Raw genomic sequence first — 17,848 nt, 5'->3', positions numbered from 1 at the left:
AAATACCTTTATTTAAATATTTTAATTAAGCTTCAATTAAAGATGGCTGAAAGACGTAATTTACATATGCTTTTGCATTTTCTTCAAGTTGTTCATCTGTGACATGCATAACACCATTCAACACAAACAATGGAAGAAACTTCGTACCAATGAGATTGCTTGTTTGCTGTAAAGGAGTTGTTAAGGTCTCCATGGTAAAATGGTTGTAGCCTGTAGGCTGATAAGACTCTTCCGGTCCAAAGGTTGAAATCGCAAGACCTAGTTCTTTACCGTGAAGCTTGTCGCCGCCTGGGCCATAGGCCCAGCCGTAAGAGAGCACTTCATCCTGCCATTTTTTTAACAAAGAGGGCGTGCTGTACCAGTAGAATGGAAATTGAAGAATAATACGATCATGTGATTCTAATAGGCTTTGTTCGTGTGCTACATTAATTTTCCCGTCTGGATAAGTCTGATAAAGAGTATGAATCGTAATTTCTTCGTGTTTTTGCAATTCCTGCATCCAAGTACGGTTAATTCGGGATTGTTCTAAATTTGGGTGGGTGATAATTACAAGAGTTTTCATTTGTAAGTCTCCTTTTGTCTATTTTTCTAGTTTAGATTTCACTTATTTTTTCATTCTGAGCTTTTTTATATTTGTATATGCAAATGTATTTTCAAAAAAATTTACTTTTCTTCAAATATAATTTCTGTTTCAGTTTGATTTTCGTACATGCTATAAAATGCCTTCGCAATATTTTCTGCAGAGTAATAGGTTCCTTCTTGAACAAACCCGTTAATCGTTAATGTTCCTACATAAATTCCTTTAGGGCTCAATTCTTGGCGCAGGCTATATGCTAAATTGCGAATACCTGCTTTTCCAATTGCTAATGAAGCATAGTCAGCATATGGGTGAAGAGCTAATCCGCCGCCGGTTAACAAAATGGTTCCATTTTGCATATAAGGTATCACTTCTTTTACACTAGTAAGTGCTCCGGCTACACTGATTTTAAAATCTTCTACTAATTGGTCCACGCTTAATGTTGTTGGTTTGCCTGGTCTTCCTGATGCAGCATTGTATAAGAGTACATCAATTTTTCCCAAAGTCTTAATTACAGCATCAATGGCAGTTTTTAGAGATTTTTCTGTGGAGACATCCCCTGGAAATCCTGTTGCTTCAATCCCATCATTTTTAAGATCATTTTCATATTTTTGTAATGACTTCATGCTGCGGGAAATAAGAGCAACTTTAAAGCCTTCTTTTCCGAATTTCCTTGCTGTATTTAAGCTAATCCCTGGACCTGCACCAACAATCAGTAATATTTGTTCTGACATAATAAAGCCTCCTAATTATATTTGTATATGCAAATGAAGATACAAAAAAATTAAAGTTTTTTTTCTAATTTATTGCTAGCCTCGTGAAGCGTTTTACTTAAATCCTTACTGAATTCGCGTCCTAATACTTCTGAATAACTGGAGAACAATTCTTTTAAAGAGTCTCGAAATTCATCGTACACTTTTTCTCCTTCTTCAGTTAGTGTAATAAACGATTGTTTTCCATCCATTTTTCTGGTGACCAGTTTTAATTTTTCAAGTTTATCAATAAACCTCGTACTGGTCGAAGGCGCAATGGATAATTTGTGGCATAGTTCCTTCTGTGTGATTTCTGGATGGAACTTCACAATCATAATCATGTAAAGATATGAAGGAGCAAGGTCACCAAAATCAAATGTTCTTTCGGCTAATTTTGTAATGTTACGAGCAAACCGGCTGGCTGTGAAGTAAAGACAATGAATTAATACCTGTTCTTCTTCATTCATTTGATCAAATCCTTTTATTCATTTGCATATACAAATTAACACGAAATTACGTTAAGGTCAACTAAATTATGATACATGGGGACGGTTCTTATGCATCATTTTCAAGAATCGCTCGATGAGTCTTCACAGAAATTTAATTTTATTATTATTGAATGAAAGGTGAACAAAGCGGAAAGCTTTTTTCGCCAATTGTGATTCCAAATATTGGTGCATCCATCCATCCATTTCAAACTTGAAATGTCAAAAAACGATTAATCTCGATGGCTTTATAAAGATAATAGTTTTTATCAAGGAAAACTTTTTGCATTAAGGAAACTTTTTAGAGGAATTAAATAATATAAGAATAAAGGGAGTGATAAGGGTGTTTCCATCTAAACGCATTAAGAAAAAAATCCAATTACATTCCTACTTATGTAAAGTGTTAGGGATTATTAGTGACCAAGAATATAATACAATTGTAAACAATATCAGTTCTCATGAACATTAACTATAGATGAAAAAGATGTTAAGAACACTATGGCAGCTTTTTATTCAGCGTACAATTCAGGAGAGATAAAGAAGAGAGATGGAAAATCCATCTCTCTTCAATGAAACTACTGTATCCAAAGTTTAAATAACCCTTCAGTTACCCCTAAGTTGTACATATAAAATATCCCAAACACTATACTAATCAAGCCCGTTATTTGAGTAAGTGATTTATTTAGCCCAACTTTTTTGGAGCTAAAAACGAAAGGAATTCCTATAATTGTGGTAAAGAAAAGCATTCCAATTATGGTTCCTACACCAAATATAAGGATATAGATTGCCGCTTCCCAAACACTATTAACAGTACTCATGGTCAAAAGTACCATAGCCCCACTCCCAGCAAGACCATGAATTAAGCCAATCACCATGGATTTTAAGTATGAGACATTTTTATGATTATGTTTATGCCCGTGTTTTCCCATATGAGTATGAGAGTGAATATGTTTATGTTCTTCTCCATGGTGTTCATGCTGATGTATGTGGATACTCTTAAATGAAATGACAGTTGAAACTCCGAGATAAACAAGCATGATACCAACTAAAAATTCTAATGACATCGCCCATTTTTCAGGTATTTCGCCTTTCATAAGAATAATGATAATCCCGATAATAAATAATGTAGCAGTATGACCAATTCCCCAGAATACTCCTGCTAAAGATGAACGTAATAATTTTTTACTTTGACTAGCAATGGTAGATACAGCAATCACATGGTCTGGTTCTATTGCGTGTTTGATACCCAGCACAAATCCTAAAGCAAGAATGGATAGAAAACTTACCTCCATTAAATAACCTCCTTTAAAAATAGTAAAAAAGCAAACACCAAACATTTGTAAGTTGGATGGAATTTAACCAAAGAATTTAGAATGGTTTTGAGCATTAATCAATAATATCATAGAATGGATTATCTTTATTGATAAAATTGTTAAAAAGATAATCAACAATTTTTATAGATTTGTTGAGTAAACAACGAAATGCGTGTTTTTAACCATTGAAAGCATCTTGGTTCTATTTATAATGATAAACAGATGTTGATTAATCTTGCTAAGAGGGAGCCTAGTATTTTTGAATAAAAACACACTAATTAATTTATGTTGTGTATTTAGACAGAAAATGTCCGGGAAATCCCAACCAACAAGATTGTAAAGTACCAATTATATTTGTTTTACAGGAGGATTTTATATGATTAACGCTAAAGCACGTGCTGTATTCAATCCAAAAGGTCCATTCAAACCGACCTCGATAGAGCGCAGGGATTTAAAGCCGCGAGATGTCCTTATTGAGATTCAGTACGCTTGGTGCTGGCTTATTAACTGGTAAATATGGAGTGAACAAACGTCCAGAACAGGGGCGCCTTGTCGAGGATGCTCGCTACGGTGACCGTTACGGTGCTAAAGAAGATTTTGTTACGGCTGAAGCGTTCACAAAGTATCCACAAGAGCATGATGTGAAACCTGCAACTTTAGCCGTTGCTGGGGTAATGGCTAATCCCGCTGTAACAGCTCCGATCATTGGTGCACGTAATTTGGAACAATTGGAAGTTTCAATAGCTGCTGTCGATTTTAAAATGACAGAAGAAATGTACGCTGAAATTTCCAATTTATCGAGAACACCTTCACCTGCAACGGATCGAACAGAGGTATTAACAGGTAAATGGAGATAGGACTTACCAAATTTTGATGTTAGGTTGAGAAGGATGTATCGCATGTACTCCTTCTTTTTATATTAGAAGTACTTCATTCCTAGCTCCTTTTGGTGGACTAAATTGAATAAGTAGGTAAAAAAGAACATCTCCATTGAAAATTTCACAGTGTAACCCCCGATTAATGTCGGGGGTTTTTGTTGATATATTAAAATACACTAATAATTTATTGAAAAACGATAAAATTTCCATTAAAATGAAATCAAAGTTCAATAAGTGAGGTGCTTTTAAATGAATCAAGAGCTGATGGATATTGTGGACCGAGGAAAAATTCTTATGTTAAAAATAGCTGTTTGTATAGTCGGAATAACTGTCCTTGTTTTATGTATATATTGGTTGCCTTGGCAAGCAAATGTATTTGCTGACATGTATCCTGAGTTTATCCATTTGAAATATCCTCTGTTAATCGGGATCTATATGACAGCTATTCCGTTCTTCTTTGCACTTTTTCAAGTGTTAAAGCTGTTAGGCTATATTGACAAAAACAAAGCCTTCTCAGAATTATCGATAACGTCTATTAAATATATAAAATTTTGCGCCATCACAATCAGTGCATGGTATGTGGCAGGTATTGTCACTCTCATCTCACAAAATGCGGGAAATCCAGGGATTTTACTTATCGGCTTGGTCATTATTTTTGCTTCCATTGTAATCGCAGTTTTTGCAACGGTTCTTCAAAAGCTTTGTAAAAAAGCAGTTGATATTAAATCTGAAAATGATTTAATGATCTGAGCTGGAAAACTTTGTTGATTATTATTAAGATAGATGTATCGAGACCCCATTTTATTGAATCTCATGTGATTAACAATAATTACAAAGAGTTAGCCTAAAAGTTACACTTTAAGGAAAGGAAGATTTTCAATGAAGAACTCTTTAAAAGAAAATGCTGTGTCGTTTTTGGAATTGGTTGCGTCGGGGGAAGTGCGCGAAGCATACAGTAGGTACATTAGTCCGGATTTTCGCCATCATAATCCTTTTTTCCGTGGAGATGCTGACTCTCTAATGCTCGCAATGGAAGAGAATGCTGCCCAGAATCCTAACAAAAGCCTTGAAGTAAAACGTGTCATTGAAGATGAGAATATGGTTGTAGTTTACTCCCATATAAAACAAAAACCCGATGACCTTGGGGTGGCAGTGGTCCATATATTCCGCTTCCATAACGAATCCATCGTCGAATTGTGGGATGTAGGTCAGCCTATACCGGAGAATTCTCCCAACGAAAATGGCGTATTTTGAGCTAGTATTCCTTTCCTAACTGTACACATATAAGAAAGACCATCCAAATGGATGGTCTTTTGACCGTAGGAAATCTTATCGTAGTTGTTGTCAAAGTCAAAACCTATTCTTATTAAGATTACTTCATGCAACCTAACCTTAATCCATATTAACAAAAACACTTTTCACTTCAGTATAGGCATCAAGCGCATAAGATCCCATTTCACGCCCAATTCCGGACTGCTTGAAACCACCAAATGGCGCGGCTGCATCTACAGCATTATAACTATTGACCCAGACCGTCCCGGCTTGTAGTTTACTAGCTACATAGTGGGCATTGCGAACATTCTCAGTCCAAACGGCTGCAGCAAGGCCATAAGCAGTGTTATTGGCACGTTTTATTACTTCATCTAAATCATCAAACGGCATAGCAACAAGGACCGGGCCAAAAATTTCTTCCCTTGCAATTGTCATATTGTCCTCTACGGCTGAGAATATCGTCGGCTCAACAAAATACCCGCTATCAAATGGATTTCTTCCACCTGTTAACATTTCAGCCCCCTCTTGCTGCCCTTTTTCAATATAGCTCATCACGCGATTTTGCTGTTTTTCTGTAACAAGTGGTCCCATTTGCGTATTCGAATCTAGCCCCGGTCCCTGTTTGATACTTTTTGAATATGAGACAAGGTCAGCTACGACATTATCATACGCTTTCTTTTGGACAAACAGACGAGAGCCTGCAGTGCAAACTTGCCCTTGATTAAACATGATCCCCATCAGTGAGCCAGGGATAGCTTTTGTCAAATCTGCATCTGGAAGAATAATATTCGGTGATTTTCCTCCAAGCTCTAATGTCACTCTTTTGAGAGAATCAGAGGCAAGGCGCATAATCTGTTTTCCCACTACTGTTGATCCAGTAAAGGCTACTTTGTTAACCATTTTATGCCTTACCAGGGGTTCGCCTGCTGTCGTTCCAAATCCCGGAACAATATTAACCACTCCATCAGGGAAACCGGCTTCCTGTATCAACTTAGCTAAATACAAGGCTGACAGCGGCGTTTGTTCTGCTGGCTTCAAAACGACTGTACAACCTGTTGCAAGTGCAGCCCCTAATTTCCAAGCGGCCATTAAAAGAGGAAAATTCCAAGGAATAATTTGTCCAACTACACCTACAGGTTCATGTCTAGTATAGGTAAAGAAATTACCGTTTACCGGGATGGTCTGCCCGACGATTTTAGTTGACCAGCCGGCATAATATCGAAAGTGTTCAATGGCTGTCGGAACATCAAAAAATTTAGATTCATTAATCGGTTTTCCATTATCTAATGTTTCAAGTTGTGCTAGTTCCTCTAAATTTTCTTCCATTAAGTCGGCTAATTTATAGATAAGACGGCTTCGATCTGAAGCAGTTAGTTTAGACCAGGGACCATTATCAAATGCCTCCCGTGCAGCTTTTACAGCACGATCAATATCTGCTTCTTGGGCTTCATATACGGTGGTAATGACTTCGCCGGTAGCAGGATTTTTGGTTTCAAATGTCTTTCCGCTTACAGATTCAACCCATTTCCCGTTGATAAACAGTTTTTTAGTACCTTTTAGAAATTCAGCCACCTTTTGGTTTAATTCCAATGTTTGTACCATTTACATTCCTCCATATATGCAAAATATTTGTCAAACAGAAATATTTCCTCAATTAATAAATTCATGACCTTCCGATTTACACCCGACAAATTCGGTTTATTCTAATAATCCTTACTGAATCCACCTCCTTGATTGTTAATGATGCAAAAACCATGCCAAAATGATTTATTAGATATTTAACGAAAAATTAATTTTTAAAAAATCACTTTTACTTAAGCTGTTTCCTTTATTTGAAAGTCATTCTGCATACAAAACTGTTAATATCAAGTAATTTTGGAAACATCAATTTCAATCATTTTCTGTTTTAGTTTTAAGACATGTAGTTTTATAAGTGAAACAGAAATTCAGAAAACTAGGATAAAAATGGTGTTTTTATATATTGGTAATTACCATTATGAGATTGGCATGATTATTGCATGGTTAATAAATAGAACGTGAGTAGCTAGGCAAAAAGAAAGGGTGATTTAATAGATTTCTTTTGAGAATGTTGGATAGAAGCTTTAGAAATGAAAGGGTTTTCTTGCATTGGCGAAACGAGACATTATAATGGGCTTTTTTAAATCTCTTAAAATGATGGAAACAGAATTCTTTTTTGAGGTAGAAGGGGGAGACGTGAAAGGTGAAAAGAAAATGGTTAAATATAGGATTTTTGGTATTGTTAAGTATGATTTTAGCTCTTACAGGATGCTCTTCCAATCAAACAGCAAAGAAGTCCACAGGGACAACCCAAAATAAATCGAGCGGAGAAAAAGTATTAAAAGTTGCACTGACTAGTGACGCGACACGGTTGGATCCTCATTTCAACTCAACAGCATCAGACCTCACAGTAACCCAGCCAATATTCAATGGACTAGTTCGCTTTAAACCAGGTACAGTTTCAGGAGAGGAAATTGAAGGAGATTTAGCGGAGTCATGGGAAACGAATCAGGAAGGAACAATTTGGACTTTTCATCTTCGTAAAGGTGTCCAGTGGCATAACGGATACGGGGAATTTACGTCGTCCGACGTAAAGTGGACTTTTGAAAGATTACTAGATCCTAAAACAGGCTCTCCATTTAATTCAGAGTTATCAGTAATAGAAAAAGTTGAAGCAACAGATCCTTATACTGCAGTATTTTATTTAAAAAACCCAGATTCTGCATTTCTTCTTCGAATTCTAATGGATGGTTCTGCAGGGGCAATTGTCAAAAAAGAAGCAATTGAAGCTGCTGGAAAAGATTCGATGGTAAAACCGATAGGTACTGGTCCTTTTATGTTAAAAGAATATAAACAAGGCCAAAAAGTAGTCTTAGAGAAAAATCCTAAATACTTTCGCGGGGAACCTAAATTGGATCGAATTGAGTACTTAATCATGAGTGACCGAAATGCTATTGATGTGGCATTAGAAAAAGGCGAAATTCAAATGGCATTAGGTGAGGGTGACCAGCTTTGGCTGCAACAAATGGAGAAAAAAACAAATATGGTTTTAGATTTTCCTGAGCCTAATATTTTTTGGGGACTTTTCTTGAACACAGCAATGAAGCCTTTTGACGACATTCAAGTAAGAAAGGCTATTGCGCATGCGATTGATATTAAGAAATATGTAAAAGAAGTATATGGGTCAAGTTCCGCAGGACAGTTAGCTTCGGGACCAATCCCAAGCAAAATATTCGGGCACGCTGATTTGGGTATTTATAAATACGACCCTGAATTATCGAAAGAATTATTAGCAAAAGCAGGATATGCAAATGGACTCACACTCCCTCCTCAATTTCTGAGCTCTCGGGACACCTATGTTAAATTGATGACTTTTATTCAAGAAGAACTTAGAAAAGTGGGAATAAATATGGAGTTAAATAAAGTCGACGTTCCAACATATGGAGCTAATATTCGAAAAGATTTAAATGGTCTTGTGCTTTATGGTAGATCACCAAAGCCTCATGCTGCTTTCGCGTTGGTAGACCATTATTACGGGCCTTCAACCGTTGGTATGCAAACAGCAAAACTTAATTTTTCGCACTTTAATAAATCAGACCAATTAATTGAGGCAGCAGGAAAAGAATTAGATACCAATAAAGCTAAGGAAATGTACAAAGAGATTCAAAAGCAGATCATGGACGAATATGTTGTGGTTCCTTTAGCCCAAACGAAAAGTGTACTTGTACGAAGTAAAAATGTGGTATTGGGATATGACTTTAAAGGTACGATGAGCTATTTTTATCCAATTACCGAGACAACAAGCATAAAGTAACCACTCTCTTACAAAAAAAGAAGTAGATTTTTTAACAGAGTTTTGAAGTGTAGTAATTTCTTAGAAATAGATTATTGGAGGGAGCCTATATGGTTAAATACCTCATCCGAAGAATTTTAGTTGCCATTCCCACTATGTTTATAACGATTAGTATCATATTTTTCGCTCTCCGAGTTCTCCCCGGAGATCCCGCTTTAGCGATTTTGGGAGAAAGTGCCGGTGAAGAAGCACTTCAAAATTTACGTGAACAATTAGGACTAAATGTTCCTATCTGGCAGCAATATGTTTTATTTTTATGGGATACATTGAAGGGGGATTTGGGTGTATCCATTGCTTCAGGTACACCTGTGATGAATCTAATCTTTGATAATTTTTGGCACACAATGGTATTAAGTGTGGTTAGTATTTTTATAGGATGTGTAATTGGTATACCTAGCGGGATTTTATCTGCACTAAAACCCAACTCTCTAATAGACAATTTAGTAAGAATAATATCAATGACTTGGGTCTCAATCCCTCCGTTTTTGTTGGGGATTATCCTCATATTTACACTTTCATTAAAGGTAGATTTGTTTCCCTCAATGGGTGAAGGGGAAGGATTTTGGGGAGTGCTTTCTCATTTGTTTCTTCCTTCCTTAACACTTGGCTTAATTCTTTCGGGTGTATTAATGAGGTTTTCTAGGGCTAGCATGCTCGAGCAAATCAATCAAGACTATATACGGACCGCAAGAGCAAAAGGAATACCAAAAAGAATCGTAATCTTTAAGCATGCAATGAGAAACAGTTTAATTCCCGTCATTACGATCATTGGGTTGGATATAACTGCTCTAATAAGCGGGGCTGTTATTACTGAAACGATTTTCAGTCGTCCAGGATTAGGCAGCTTAGCAGTTGGGGCAATTTCAACAAGGGATTTTCCAATCCTTCAGGGCTGTTTAATATTATTTGCCGTATTGGTCATAGTTGTTAATTTAATTGTTGACATAAGTTATTCCATTGCAAATCCCAAAATTAGACCTAACTAAATTTTAGTAAAAGGAATGAAGAGAGGAGCTGATTACATGCCCCATTCCTTGGAGAATGATCCAAATCTTCTGGAAAACCCATCTCAATATAAAAAAATAAAAGCTGCTAAATCAAAATCAATGGAATGGAAAACCTTTAGAAAAAACAAACTTGGGATCGTAAGTTTGATTATTCTAATAACGATGTTATTAATCGCCATTGCTGCTCCAATCATAATGCCATATGATCCCATTGCCCAGAATGTGGTAAACCGTGCACAAAGACCTTCGTCTTCCCATTGGCTGGGAACAGACCCCTTTGGAAGGGATATTCTAAGCCGCATCATCTTAGGTTCACAGACTTCCCTTTTCGTTGGCTTTTTATCTGTAGCCATAAGCTCTATTGCTGGCGGTTTCATTGGAATGGTCGCCGCTTATAAAGGTGGATGGATTGATGATATTTTAATGAGAATTTTAGAGTCTATTATGATCATTCCAATGCTTTTATTTGGACTTATGGTGTTAGTAGCGCTGGGATCCAGTATGACCACATTAATTGTAGTAATTAGTATTGGATTAATCCCTAGTATCGCACGGGTGGCTCGTGGTTCAACAATGGAAGTGAAGGAAAAGGAGTATATTAAAGCTGCCATTTCACTTGGCGGCGGGAACTTAAGAATTATGTTGCTGCACATTTTTCCGAATATCTTAGGGCCGCTTCTTGTTATGACCACTTTGAACATGTCAACTTCTATTCGGATTGAAGCTAGTTTGAGTTTTATCGGGGTCGGTGTTCAACCACCTACACCTGCTTGGGGAAATATGATTCAAGAGGGATTTCAATATATTACGTCTACACCTGGATTGGTCATTTTCCCTGGTTTAGCACTATTAATTGTGTCAATCGCGTTTAACATATTGGGGGATGCGATTCGTGATGCCTTCGACCCCCACATAAAGGTTCAACGCAAATAGGGGGTTAAGATGAGCAAGTTATTAGATGTACAAAGTTTAAGTGTAGGCAGACATGATAAGGGTACTTTTAGCCCTATTTTAAAGGATGTTAGCTTTTCCATAAACGAAGGAGAATTTACTGCCATAGTGGGTGAAAGCGGTTGTGGAAAGAGTATGACATCATTGGCCATTATGGGGCTTATTCCAAAGACATTAAACTTAAATTCAGGGAGCATTTATTATAGGGGAAAAGATTTAACAAAAATGTCTGATAAAGAGATGAATAGAGTTCGTGGAAAAGATATTACGATGATCTTCCAAGAACCAATGACATCACTTAATCCTTCCTTTACGATAGGAAATCAAATTGCCGAAGTGTATAAGTATCATACTGATTTGAGTAATAGTGAAATAATGACAAAATCCATAGATGTTCTAGAACAAGTAAAAATCCCGAATGCTAAAGAGAAATTAAAGCTTTACCCCCATGAGTTGTCCGGCGGAATGCGCCAACGTGTAATGATTTCGATGGCTTTAGCTTGCAATCCAAAGGTGTTAATAGCTGATGAGCCTACTACTGCATTAGATGTTACCATCCAGGCGCAAATTCTAAGTCTATTATCCGACCTTCAGCGAGATTTGAATATGTCCATCATCATGATTACTCATGATTTAGGAGTAGTAGCGGAAACATGCCAAAAAGTGATTGTCATGTATGCGGGGCAGGTTATTGAAGAGGCGAGTGTAGAAGACATTTTTGACAAACCTGTTCACCCCTATACGAGAGATTTAATGCAATCTGTTCCTAAAATAGGACAACGCTCTCAAGAGTTTTATACCATAAAGGGCAGTGTTCCTAATATTGACAACATGCCTAAAGGATGCAGATTCCATCCACGCTGCAATGAAGTAATGAAGATTTGTTCCGAAAAAGAACCAGTATTAGAGGGGGTTGGAGAAGGAAGGAGTGTTCGATGTTGGAACAAAATGTAGTAAAAACGGATGTACTTCTAGAAGTAAACGGATTAAAAAAATATTATCCTGTAAAAAAGGGAATGTTTAGTAATTCTGAAAAACAATTAAAAGCAGTAGATGAAGTATCATTCGATGTAAAACGAGGAGAAACCTTTAGTATCGTTGGTGAATCAGGTTGTGGAAAAAGTACAACGGGAATGTGTCTTCTCCGTTTAATAGATCCCACATCTGGAGAAGTGCTATTTAATAATGAAAATATTTTAATGAAAAACAAAACTGCAATGAAAGAATTTCGTAAGGAAATTCAAGTAGTTTTTCAAGATCCCTATAGTTCTTTAAATCCAAAACATACGGTAAAAAAGATACTGAGTGAACCTTTTATTATTAATAAAACTGTTCCAAGATATGAAATTGAAAATGAGGTAATAAATCTCCTTAAGCTAGTGGGCTTAGACGAGTACCATATGGAGCGATACCCCCATGAGTTTTCAGGGGGGCAGCGCCAACGAATTGGAATTGCAAGAGCCTTAGCGCTAAAACCACAGCTTATTGTCTGTGATGAACCCGTTTCAGCATTGGACGTATCGATACAATCCCAAATTTTAAATTTGCTAAAAAAATTACAAGAACAATTCAATTTAACTTATATCTTCATTTCTCATGATTTAAGTGTTGTAGAGCAAATCAGTGATCGTGTAGCCGTAATGTATTTAGGAAAAATAGTAGAAATCGGGACTCGTGATGAGATATTTAACACTCCTAAGCATCCATATACACAGGCTTTATTATCTTCCGTTCCTGTCCCGGATCCTAAAGTTAAAAGGTTGAAACAAAAAATCATTCTGGAGGGAGATCTTCCGAGCCCAGAAAATCCACCTGCTGGATGTTATTTTTACTCAAGATGTCCAGTTAAAACGGAAAAATGTAAAGAAGTATATCCGGATTTGAAGGAAGTCTCTAATCACCACCAAGTTTCGTGCCATTTAATATAGGGCCTTCCGTGTAACAATAATGAAACGGCATGTTTCATTAATAATACATTCCGATATAAAAATTTTCACGATTCCATGGTTAAATTAGCCTTCATTTAATTTTTTAATAACAAAAATATAGGTAGTATAGCTAGGTTTTAACTACTATAAGAACATTATCCTAATTAATTAAAGAGGGTTGGCACAATAGTTGCATATTTAAAGTTACAAAGTAATGATCTTAAAAAACAAAGGAGGATTAAATTTTGGTTAATCAAGAAACAACAAAAACCAGTGACTTAGTGAATGATCTTGAGGCAGCTTACAAAAAAGACTTGGGATATTGGAACTCTACTTTAAGTTATTTAGCTGAAAAAGACCCGGAATTCTTTGAGATTTATAAAAACTTAGTAGCTACTCCCTACAAAAACAACATTCTCGACGCAAAGTCCCGAGAGTTAATTAATGTCGCTTTAAGCTCGGCGCCTACTAATTTAAGCAAGGATACATTAAGAATTCACATTGAAAACGCCATCAACCAAGGGGCTACGGAACAAGAAATTTTAGAAGTTTTTAAACTTGTCAGTGTACTAGGGATGCATACTTGTGCTGTCGGGGTTCCTATTCTAGTTGAAGAAACAGGCGCATTTGCAGACGTGAAATTGGATGCACATCAGGAGGAGTTAAAAGAAAAGTTTATTCAAAAGATGGGCTACTGGCATTCATTCCGAGACACGCTCTTATTAAATGATGAGCAGTTTTTTGAAGGTTATTATCAATTTCTGACAAACCCTTGGGAAAATGACATTCTAAGTCCGAAATTAAAGGAGTTTATTTACATTGCCGTTGATATTGCCACTACACATTTATTTGCTGTTGGAACTAGGGTCCATATTCAAAGTGCCTTAAGACAAGGGGCGACATTTGAAGAAATTATGGAGGTTTTAAAAATAACAAGTGCTCAAGGTGTTGATACTTTTTATGCGGGAATTCCAATTTTAAGATCGGTGCTAGCTGAAAAGGGGAAAAAGTAAAACTATTTTATAGGGGGAAAGCATATGAAAAAAAGAAATTTGATAATCTCCATTATGTTAATGACAATGCTTGTTTTAGCTGCATGCGGCCAGGCAAAAGAATCGTCAACATCATCCAAGGACTCCACAAAAGCCAGTAAAGATGTAATAGAAATAAACTACAATGACCTTGCACCACCTACTCACCCTTATACGAAACAAGTTGCAGAACCTTGGGCAAAATTTGTTGAAGAAGAAACAAATGGAAGGGTTAAAGTTCATGTTTTTCCAAGCTCAGCATTAGGTAAACCTGATACTGGTTATGATGATATAAGCGGTGACGTGTTTGATGTGGGGCTATTATATGCAAGTTCTGACAAGAACGATATCTTGTTCCCTTTATCAATTGGAGACTTACCTTTTGCCATTCCTAACTCTGAAGTCGCGGTAAAAGTTATGAATAAATTTTACGCGAAATTTATGAAAGATACATTTAAAGATGCTGTATGGCTCGGTGCTTCATCTACTGATACAGCCCAGCTATATACCTCTGATCCTATCGAAACCGTTAAAGATATAAAGAATCGGAAAATAGTCAATAGCCTTTATTCTAGAAATGAATTAATCAAATTGTGGGGAGCTGCCCCTGTATCTATTGATAATTCACAGTTATATGAATCAGTTGAAAAAGGTATGGCGGATGATATTATCTACAATACAACGGGAGCGATTGGGTTTAATTTAAATGAAGTTGCCCCATACATGACAAGGATCGATTTAGGGGTTTCTTCCAATGGATTATTCCTAAATGCAAACGTATTCAATAAGATGCCAAAAGATCTTCAAAAACTATTCGTGGAAAAATTAGGGCCAAAACATCAAGAATTGATGTCAGAACTTTATATGAGCTCAATGCAAAATTCTATTAAAGAATTTGAAAAACGGGTACAAGATAAGGGAGGAAAAGTGATTACTCCAAGTTCTGACGAATTAAATAAATTTAAAGCCCCAGCTAAAAAGTTGTGGGATAACTGGGTAACTGAAGCAAATAAAAAGGGCTATCCTGGTGATGAAATGATGAAGTATTTTAAACAGCTGCTTAAGGATGAGGGAGTAGAAATCCCATTTTAATAAAATAGAATAGAATCTATTATGTAAAAAAGTATTTTCTTTCAAGACTAGGAATGTTTTCTTCCTAGTCTCCTCTTTTATTATTAATCTAACCAATTTTTATAGATTGAAAGGATGACTGAATCATGTCATTAAAAAGATTAGAAAATAAAATTGCTATGATTACCGGAGCCGGTAATGGAATTGGGAGAGGAACAGCCGTTTTATTCGCTCAACACGGGGCAAAGGTTGTGATAACGGATATTGACAAGGCAGGGCTTCACGAAACATTGCAGATCATCCATGAGAATGGAGGAGAGGCAATCTCCTTGAAACTTGATGTTTCCAAAGAAGATGAGTGGAAAGAGGTTATTTCGATTGTAGAGGAACAACTGGGCGGATTAGATATTCTGATGAATAATGCCGGTATCGGAGGAAGGGTTGGCTTAGCGGAAACCTCTTTGGAAAGATTTGAAAAGGTCCAATCTATAAACTCTACTGGTGTTTTCTTGGGAATGAAATATGGATCTAATTTGATAAAAAAGACTGGCGGCGGTTCCATTATTAATACATCATCCATGTACGGAATTGTTGGCAGTCCCAGTAGTACGGCCTATCATGCTTCAAAAGGGGCTGTAAGACTCATGACCAAATCCGCAGCGCTTGAGCTGGCAAAAGACTTAATCCGAGTGAATTCGATTCATCCCGGCGTAATTGAAACAAACATGTCCGGAGCGAAAAACGGTGAACATTTCTTAAAAGATAAAACACCTTGGCCTCATTTAGGAGAACCAATCGATATCGCCTATGGTGCCCTTTATTTAGCATCCGATGAATCCCGATTTGTAACAGGTACAGAGCTAGTGATCGACGGCGGCTTTACAGCCCAATAATGTATCGAAATGGCTCTGTTCATATTCATTGTTAATTTTCGTATAGGTACAAGAATTCATAGGCGGAGAATTTCCGGCTAATGTATAAAGAGGAAGCTTAACAAGCAAATATAAGCGAAGAAATTCCGATTAACTGCTCTAAATAAGACAAAATCCAAAGATTTGAATCAAATAAACGGAAAAACTTCCTTTATTTTTAAGGAAAGAAGGGCATTTCCCAATTTAAACGGAATTTTTCCGTTTATTTTTCAAACACAGTAAAATCAACATTCAGTTATAACAGAGCCTAGAAAATAGTTCATTAATAGTTAAGATGGGTAGGGGATAAGTGCGATGACCGCAAAAAGATTAGAAGATAAAGTCGCTATTATTACCGGGGCTGCGAATGGTATTGGCAGAGAGGAAGCCATATTATTTGCTACAAACGGTGCAAAGGTAGTTGTAACTGATATTAACGAACAAGCACTTCAAGAGACTGTCCAAGCCATCAGAGCGCAGGGTGGAGAAGCAATTGGCATCAGACATGATGTCTCAGTTGAAGAGGATTGGCAAGAAGTCATCTCGAAAACGGAAGCAGAATTTGGTCAATTGGATATTCTTATAAACAATGCAGCGATTTTGAGCAGAAATGGATTGGAAGAAACAACGATGGAAGAATTTTTAAAAATACAATCCATTAACTCGGCAGGCACTTTTTTAGGCATGAAATATGGGGCAGAGTTAATCAAGAGAACGGCGGGTAAGGGTTCAATCATCAATACTTCATCTGGATCAGGCTTGGTTGGAACTCCGGGGAGTACAGCCTACCATGCATCAAAGGGTGCCGTCAGGTTAATGACCAAATCTGCTGCGTTGGAGCTGGCTAAGGACTTTATTCGCGTTAATTCCATCCATCCAGGAGTCATTGAAACAGCCATGTCGGGCGGCAAAAACGGCAATCACTTTTTGAGTGAAAAAATCCCAATGAAGTGTTTAGGGAAACCGATTGATATTGCCTATGGTGCTCTTTATTTAGCTTCTGATGAGTCCAGATTTGTAACTGGATCTGAATTAATCATAGATGGCGGGTATACTGCCCAATAAAGATAGTTGAAAAGGCACTTGTGTTTGTACCCTAGTTTCTACTTAATTAACATGAGGATGTGGCGATTTCTGCTACCTTAATTCAATAAGGTTCTCTAAGAGGCAACGGACAATATTAAATGATAATACAAAAGGAAGTAAAGGGATACAACTACAATATGAATGGTAGCTGTATCCCTTTGCGTGTTTAAAATTGGACCTAATAGGGGGATAAATTGTAGTTTGATTTATCCCGCTATTTATATTTATTGAAGGTCATGCTGCAATGCCAGCTCAAGCTGAAACGATTATTGCTGAAGGATTAGAAAAAGTAAAAGAAGTTGCAAAGAAATTATCACCAGTTGCAGTTTAATAATGAAATAAATATATGAATTGGTGGTCACGTAGAAGGCTATGTGACCGTTTTATTATCTATACAAAGATTTGGTTGGGTAAAGAGGCTTAACGTGACTGTATTGGAATCTGGAGTAAGTTCAATTTTGTGATTTTGGAAAAAGCAGCAATAAGCCTTGATATAACTATAAAAAACACATTGTGATCCCAGTATGTTTTTCCCTAAATTAAAAATGAAGAGGTATTTTTATTTTATAACCATTTATCTGCCCATTGTTCTAAAAAGAAAGGCTAGAAAATGAAGGATATAAATTAAAAGTAGCTTTAAGCTCCTTTTGTTTAAAGGGTGTTCTTTACTTAAAGTGCAGGTGTATCTATTGAAATTTCTTTAAATCTCAGCAAA

At 36.7% G+C, this 17,848-nt stretch carries 17 protein-coding genes and 1 pseudogene; 13 read left to right on the top strand and 5 right to left on the bottom strand.

The genetic code is table 11. The features are described from left to right. Nucleotides 1-25: 25 nt before the first annotated feature. The 4 genes from ACZ5B7_RS18700 to ACZ5B7_RS18685 form a co-directional block, all read right to left on the bottom strand. Entirely contained in the window at nt 26-562 is a 537-nt protein-coding gene (locus tag ACZ5B7_RS18700; protein WP_464490538.1) for an NAD(P)H-dependent oxidoreductase, read from the bottom strand. 101 nt (nt 563-663) lie between these two features. Further along, on the bottom strand, nt 664-1,311 hold the full coding sequence (locus tag ACZ5B7_RS18695; protein ID WP_464490537.1) for an SDR family NAD(P)-dependent oxidoreductase: 648 nt from the start codon (nt 1,309-1,311) through the stop codon (nt 664-666). A 50-nt stretch (nt 1,312-1,361) separates the two neighbouring features. Then, nucleotides 1,362-1,796 (bottom strand): MarR family winged helix-turn-helix transcriptional regulator, encoded by a 435-nt coding sequence (locus ACZ5B7_RS18690; protein ID WP_464490536.1) that lies wholly within the window; start codon nt 1,794-1,796, stop codon nt 1,362-1,364. Nucleotides 1,797-2,389: 593 nt separating this feature from the next. After that, a complete protein-coding gene (locus ACZ5B7_RS18685; RefSeq protein WP_464490535.1) occupies nt 2,390-3,106 on the bottom strand; it encodes an urease accessory protein UreH domain-containing protein in 717 nt (238 codons plus the stop codon). A 397-nt stretch (nt 3,107-3,503) separates the two neighbouring features. Between ACZ5B7_RS18685 and ACZ5B7_RS18680 the strand changes: the two are divergent. The 4 genes and pseudogenes from ACZ5B7_RS18680 to ACZ5B7_RS18665 all read left to right on the top strand — a co-directional run. Next, a pseudogene (locus tag ACZ5B7_RS18680) lies at nt 3,504-3,617 on the top strand (alcohol dehydrogenase); the annotation flags it as partial. After that, on the top strand, nt 3,592-3,984 hold the full coding sequence (locus tag ACZ5B7_RS18675; protein WP_464490534.1) for an aldo/keto reductase: 393 nt from the start codon (nt 3,592-3,594) through the stop codon (nt 3,982-3,984). The pseudogene ACZ5B7_RS18680 and the gene ACZ5B7_RS18675, both read left to right, overlap by 26 nt. Nucleotides 3,985-4,254: 270 nt before the next feature. After that, a complete protein-coding gene (locus ACZ5B7_RS18670) occupies nt 4,255-4,755 on the top strand; it encodes a DUF2975 domain-containing protein (RefSeq protein WP_464490533.1) in 501 nt (166 codons plus the stop codon). 129 nt (nt 4,756-4,884) lie between these two features. Beyond that, entirely contained in the window at nt 4,885-5,259 is a 375-nt protein-coding gene (locus ACZ5B7_RS18665) for a nuclear transport factor 2 family protein (protein WP_464490532.1), read from the top strand. Between the two features lie 138 nt (nt 5,260-5,397). Here the strand turns inward: ACZ5B7_RS18665 and ACZ5B7_RS18660 are convergent, their stop codons facing one another. Further along, the gene (locus ACZ5B7_RS18660; RefSeq protein WP_464490531.1) at nt 5,398-6,879 is read right to left on the bottom strand and encodes an aldehyde dehydrogenase family protein; all 1,482 of its coding nucleotides are present in this window, start codon (nt 6,877-6,879) and stop codon (nt 5,398-5,400) included. Between the two features lie 619 nt (nt 6,880-7,498). Here ACZ5B7_RS18660 and ACZ5B7_RS18655 point away from each other — a divergent pair. The 9 genes from ACZ5B7_RS18655 to ACZ5B7_RS18615 all read left to right on the top strand — a co-directional run bounded on the left by ACZ5B7_RS18655 (nt 7,499) and on the right by ACZ5B7_RS18615 (nt 17,112). Continuing rightward, nucleotides 7,499-9,109, top strand: a complete 1,611-nt coding sequence (locus ACZ5B7_RS18655; protein WP_464490530.1) for an ABC transporter substrate-binding protein — start codon at nt 7,499-7,501, stop codon at nt 9,107-9,109. 89 nt (nt 9,110-9,198) lie between these two features. Beyond that, on the top strand, nt 9,199-10,134 hold the full coding sequence (locus ACZ5B7_RS18650) for an ABC transporter permease (RefSeq protein ID WP_464490529.1): 936 nt from the start codon (nt 9,199-9,201) through the stop codon (nt 10,132-10,134). Between the two features lie 36 nt (nt 10,135-10,170). After that, the gene (locus ACZ5B7_RS18645) at nt 10,171-11,088 is read left to right on the top strand and encodes an ABC transporter permease (RefSeq protein ID WP_464490528.1); all 918 of its coding nucleotides are present in this window, start codon (nt 10,171-10,173) and stop codon (nt 11,086-11,088) included. A 9-nt stretch (nt 11,089-11,097) separates the two neighbouring features. Continuing rightward, complete coding sequence (locus tag ACZ5B7_RS18640) at nt 11,098-12,060, top strand: ABC transporter ATP-binding protein (protein WP_464490527.1); 963 nt, start codon at nt 11,098-11,100, stop codon at nt 12,058-12,060. Next, complete coding sequence (locus tag ACZ5B7_RS18635; protein ID WP_464490526.1) at nt 12,042-13,034, top strand: ABC transporter ATP-binding protein; 993 nt, start codon at nt 12,042-12,044, stop codon at nt 13,032-13,034. The genes ACZ5B7_RS18640 and ACZ5B7_RS18635 overlap by 19 nt, the downstream gene beginning before the upstream one ends. Before the next feature lie 245 nt (nt 13,035-13,279). Further along, entirely contained in the window at nt 13,280-14,047 is a 768-nt protein-coding gene (locus tag ACZ5B7_RS18630) for a carboxymuconolactone decarboxylase family protein (RefSeq protein WP_464490525.1), read from the top strand. A gap of 24 nt (nt 14,048-14,071) precedes the next feature. Continuing rightward, nucleotides 14,072-15,157, top strand: coding sequence for a TRAP transporter substrate-binding protein (locus ACZ5B7_RS18625; protein ID WP_464490524.1), 1,086 nt, complete (start codon nt 14,072-14,074; stop codon nt 15,155-15,157). 125 nt (nt 15,158-15,282) lie between these two features. Then, a complete protein-coding gene (locus ACZ5B7_RS18620) occupies nt 15,283-16,029 on the top strand; it encodes an SDR family NAD(P)-dependent oxidoreductase (RefSeq protein WP_464490523.1) in 747 nt (248 codons plus the stop codon). A gap of 333 nt (nt 16,030-16,362) precedes the next feature. After that, nucleotides 16,363-17,112, top strand: coding sequence for an SDR family NAD(P)-dependent oxidoreductase (locus ACZ5B7_RS18615; protein WP_464490522.1), 750 nt, complete (start codon nt 16,363-16,365; stop codon nt 17,110-17,112). Nucleotides 17,113-17,848 lie beyond the last annotated feature (736 nt).

Source organism: Neobacillus sp. S1115, assembly GCF_055385565.1.
This window is presented reverse-complemented; position numbering and strand designations above follow the sequence as displayed.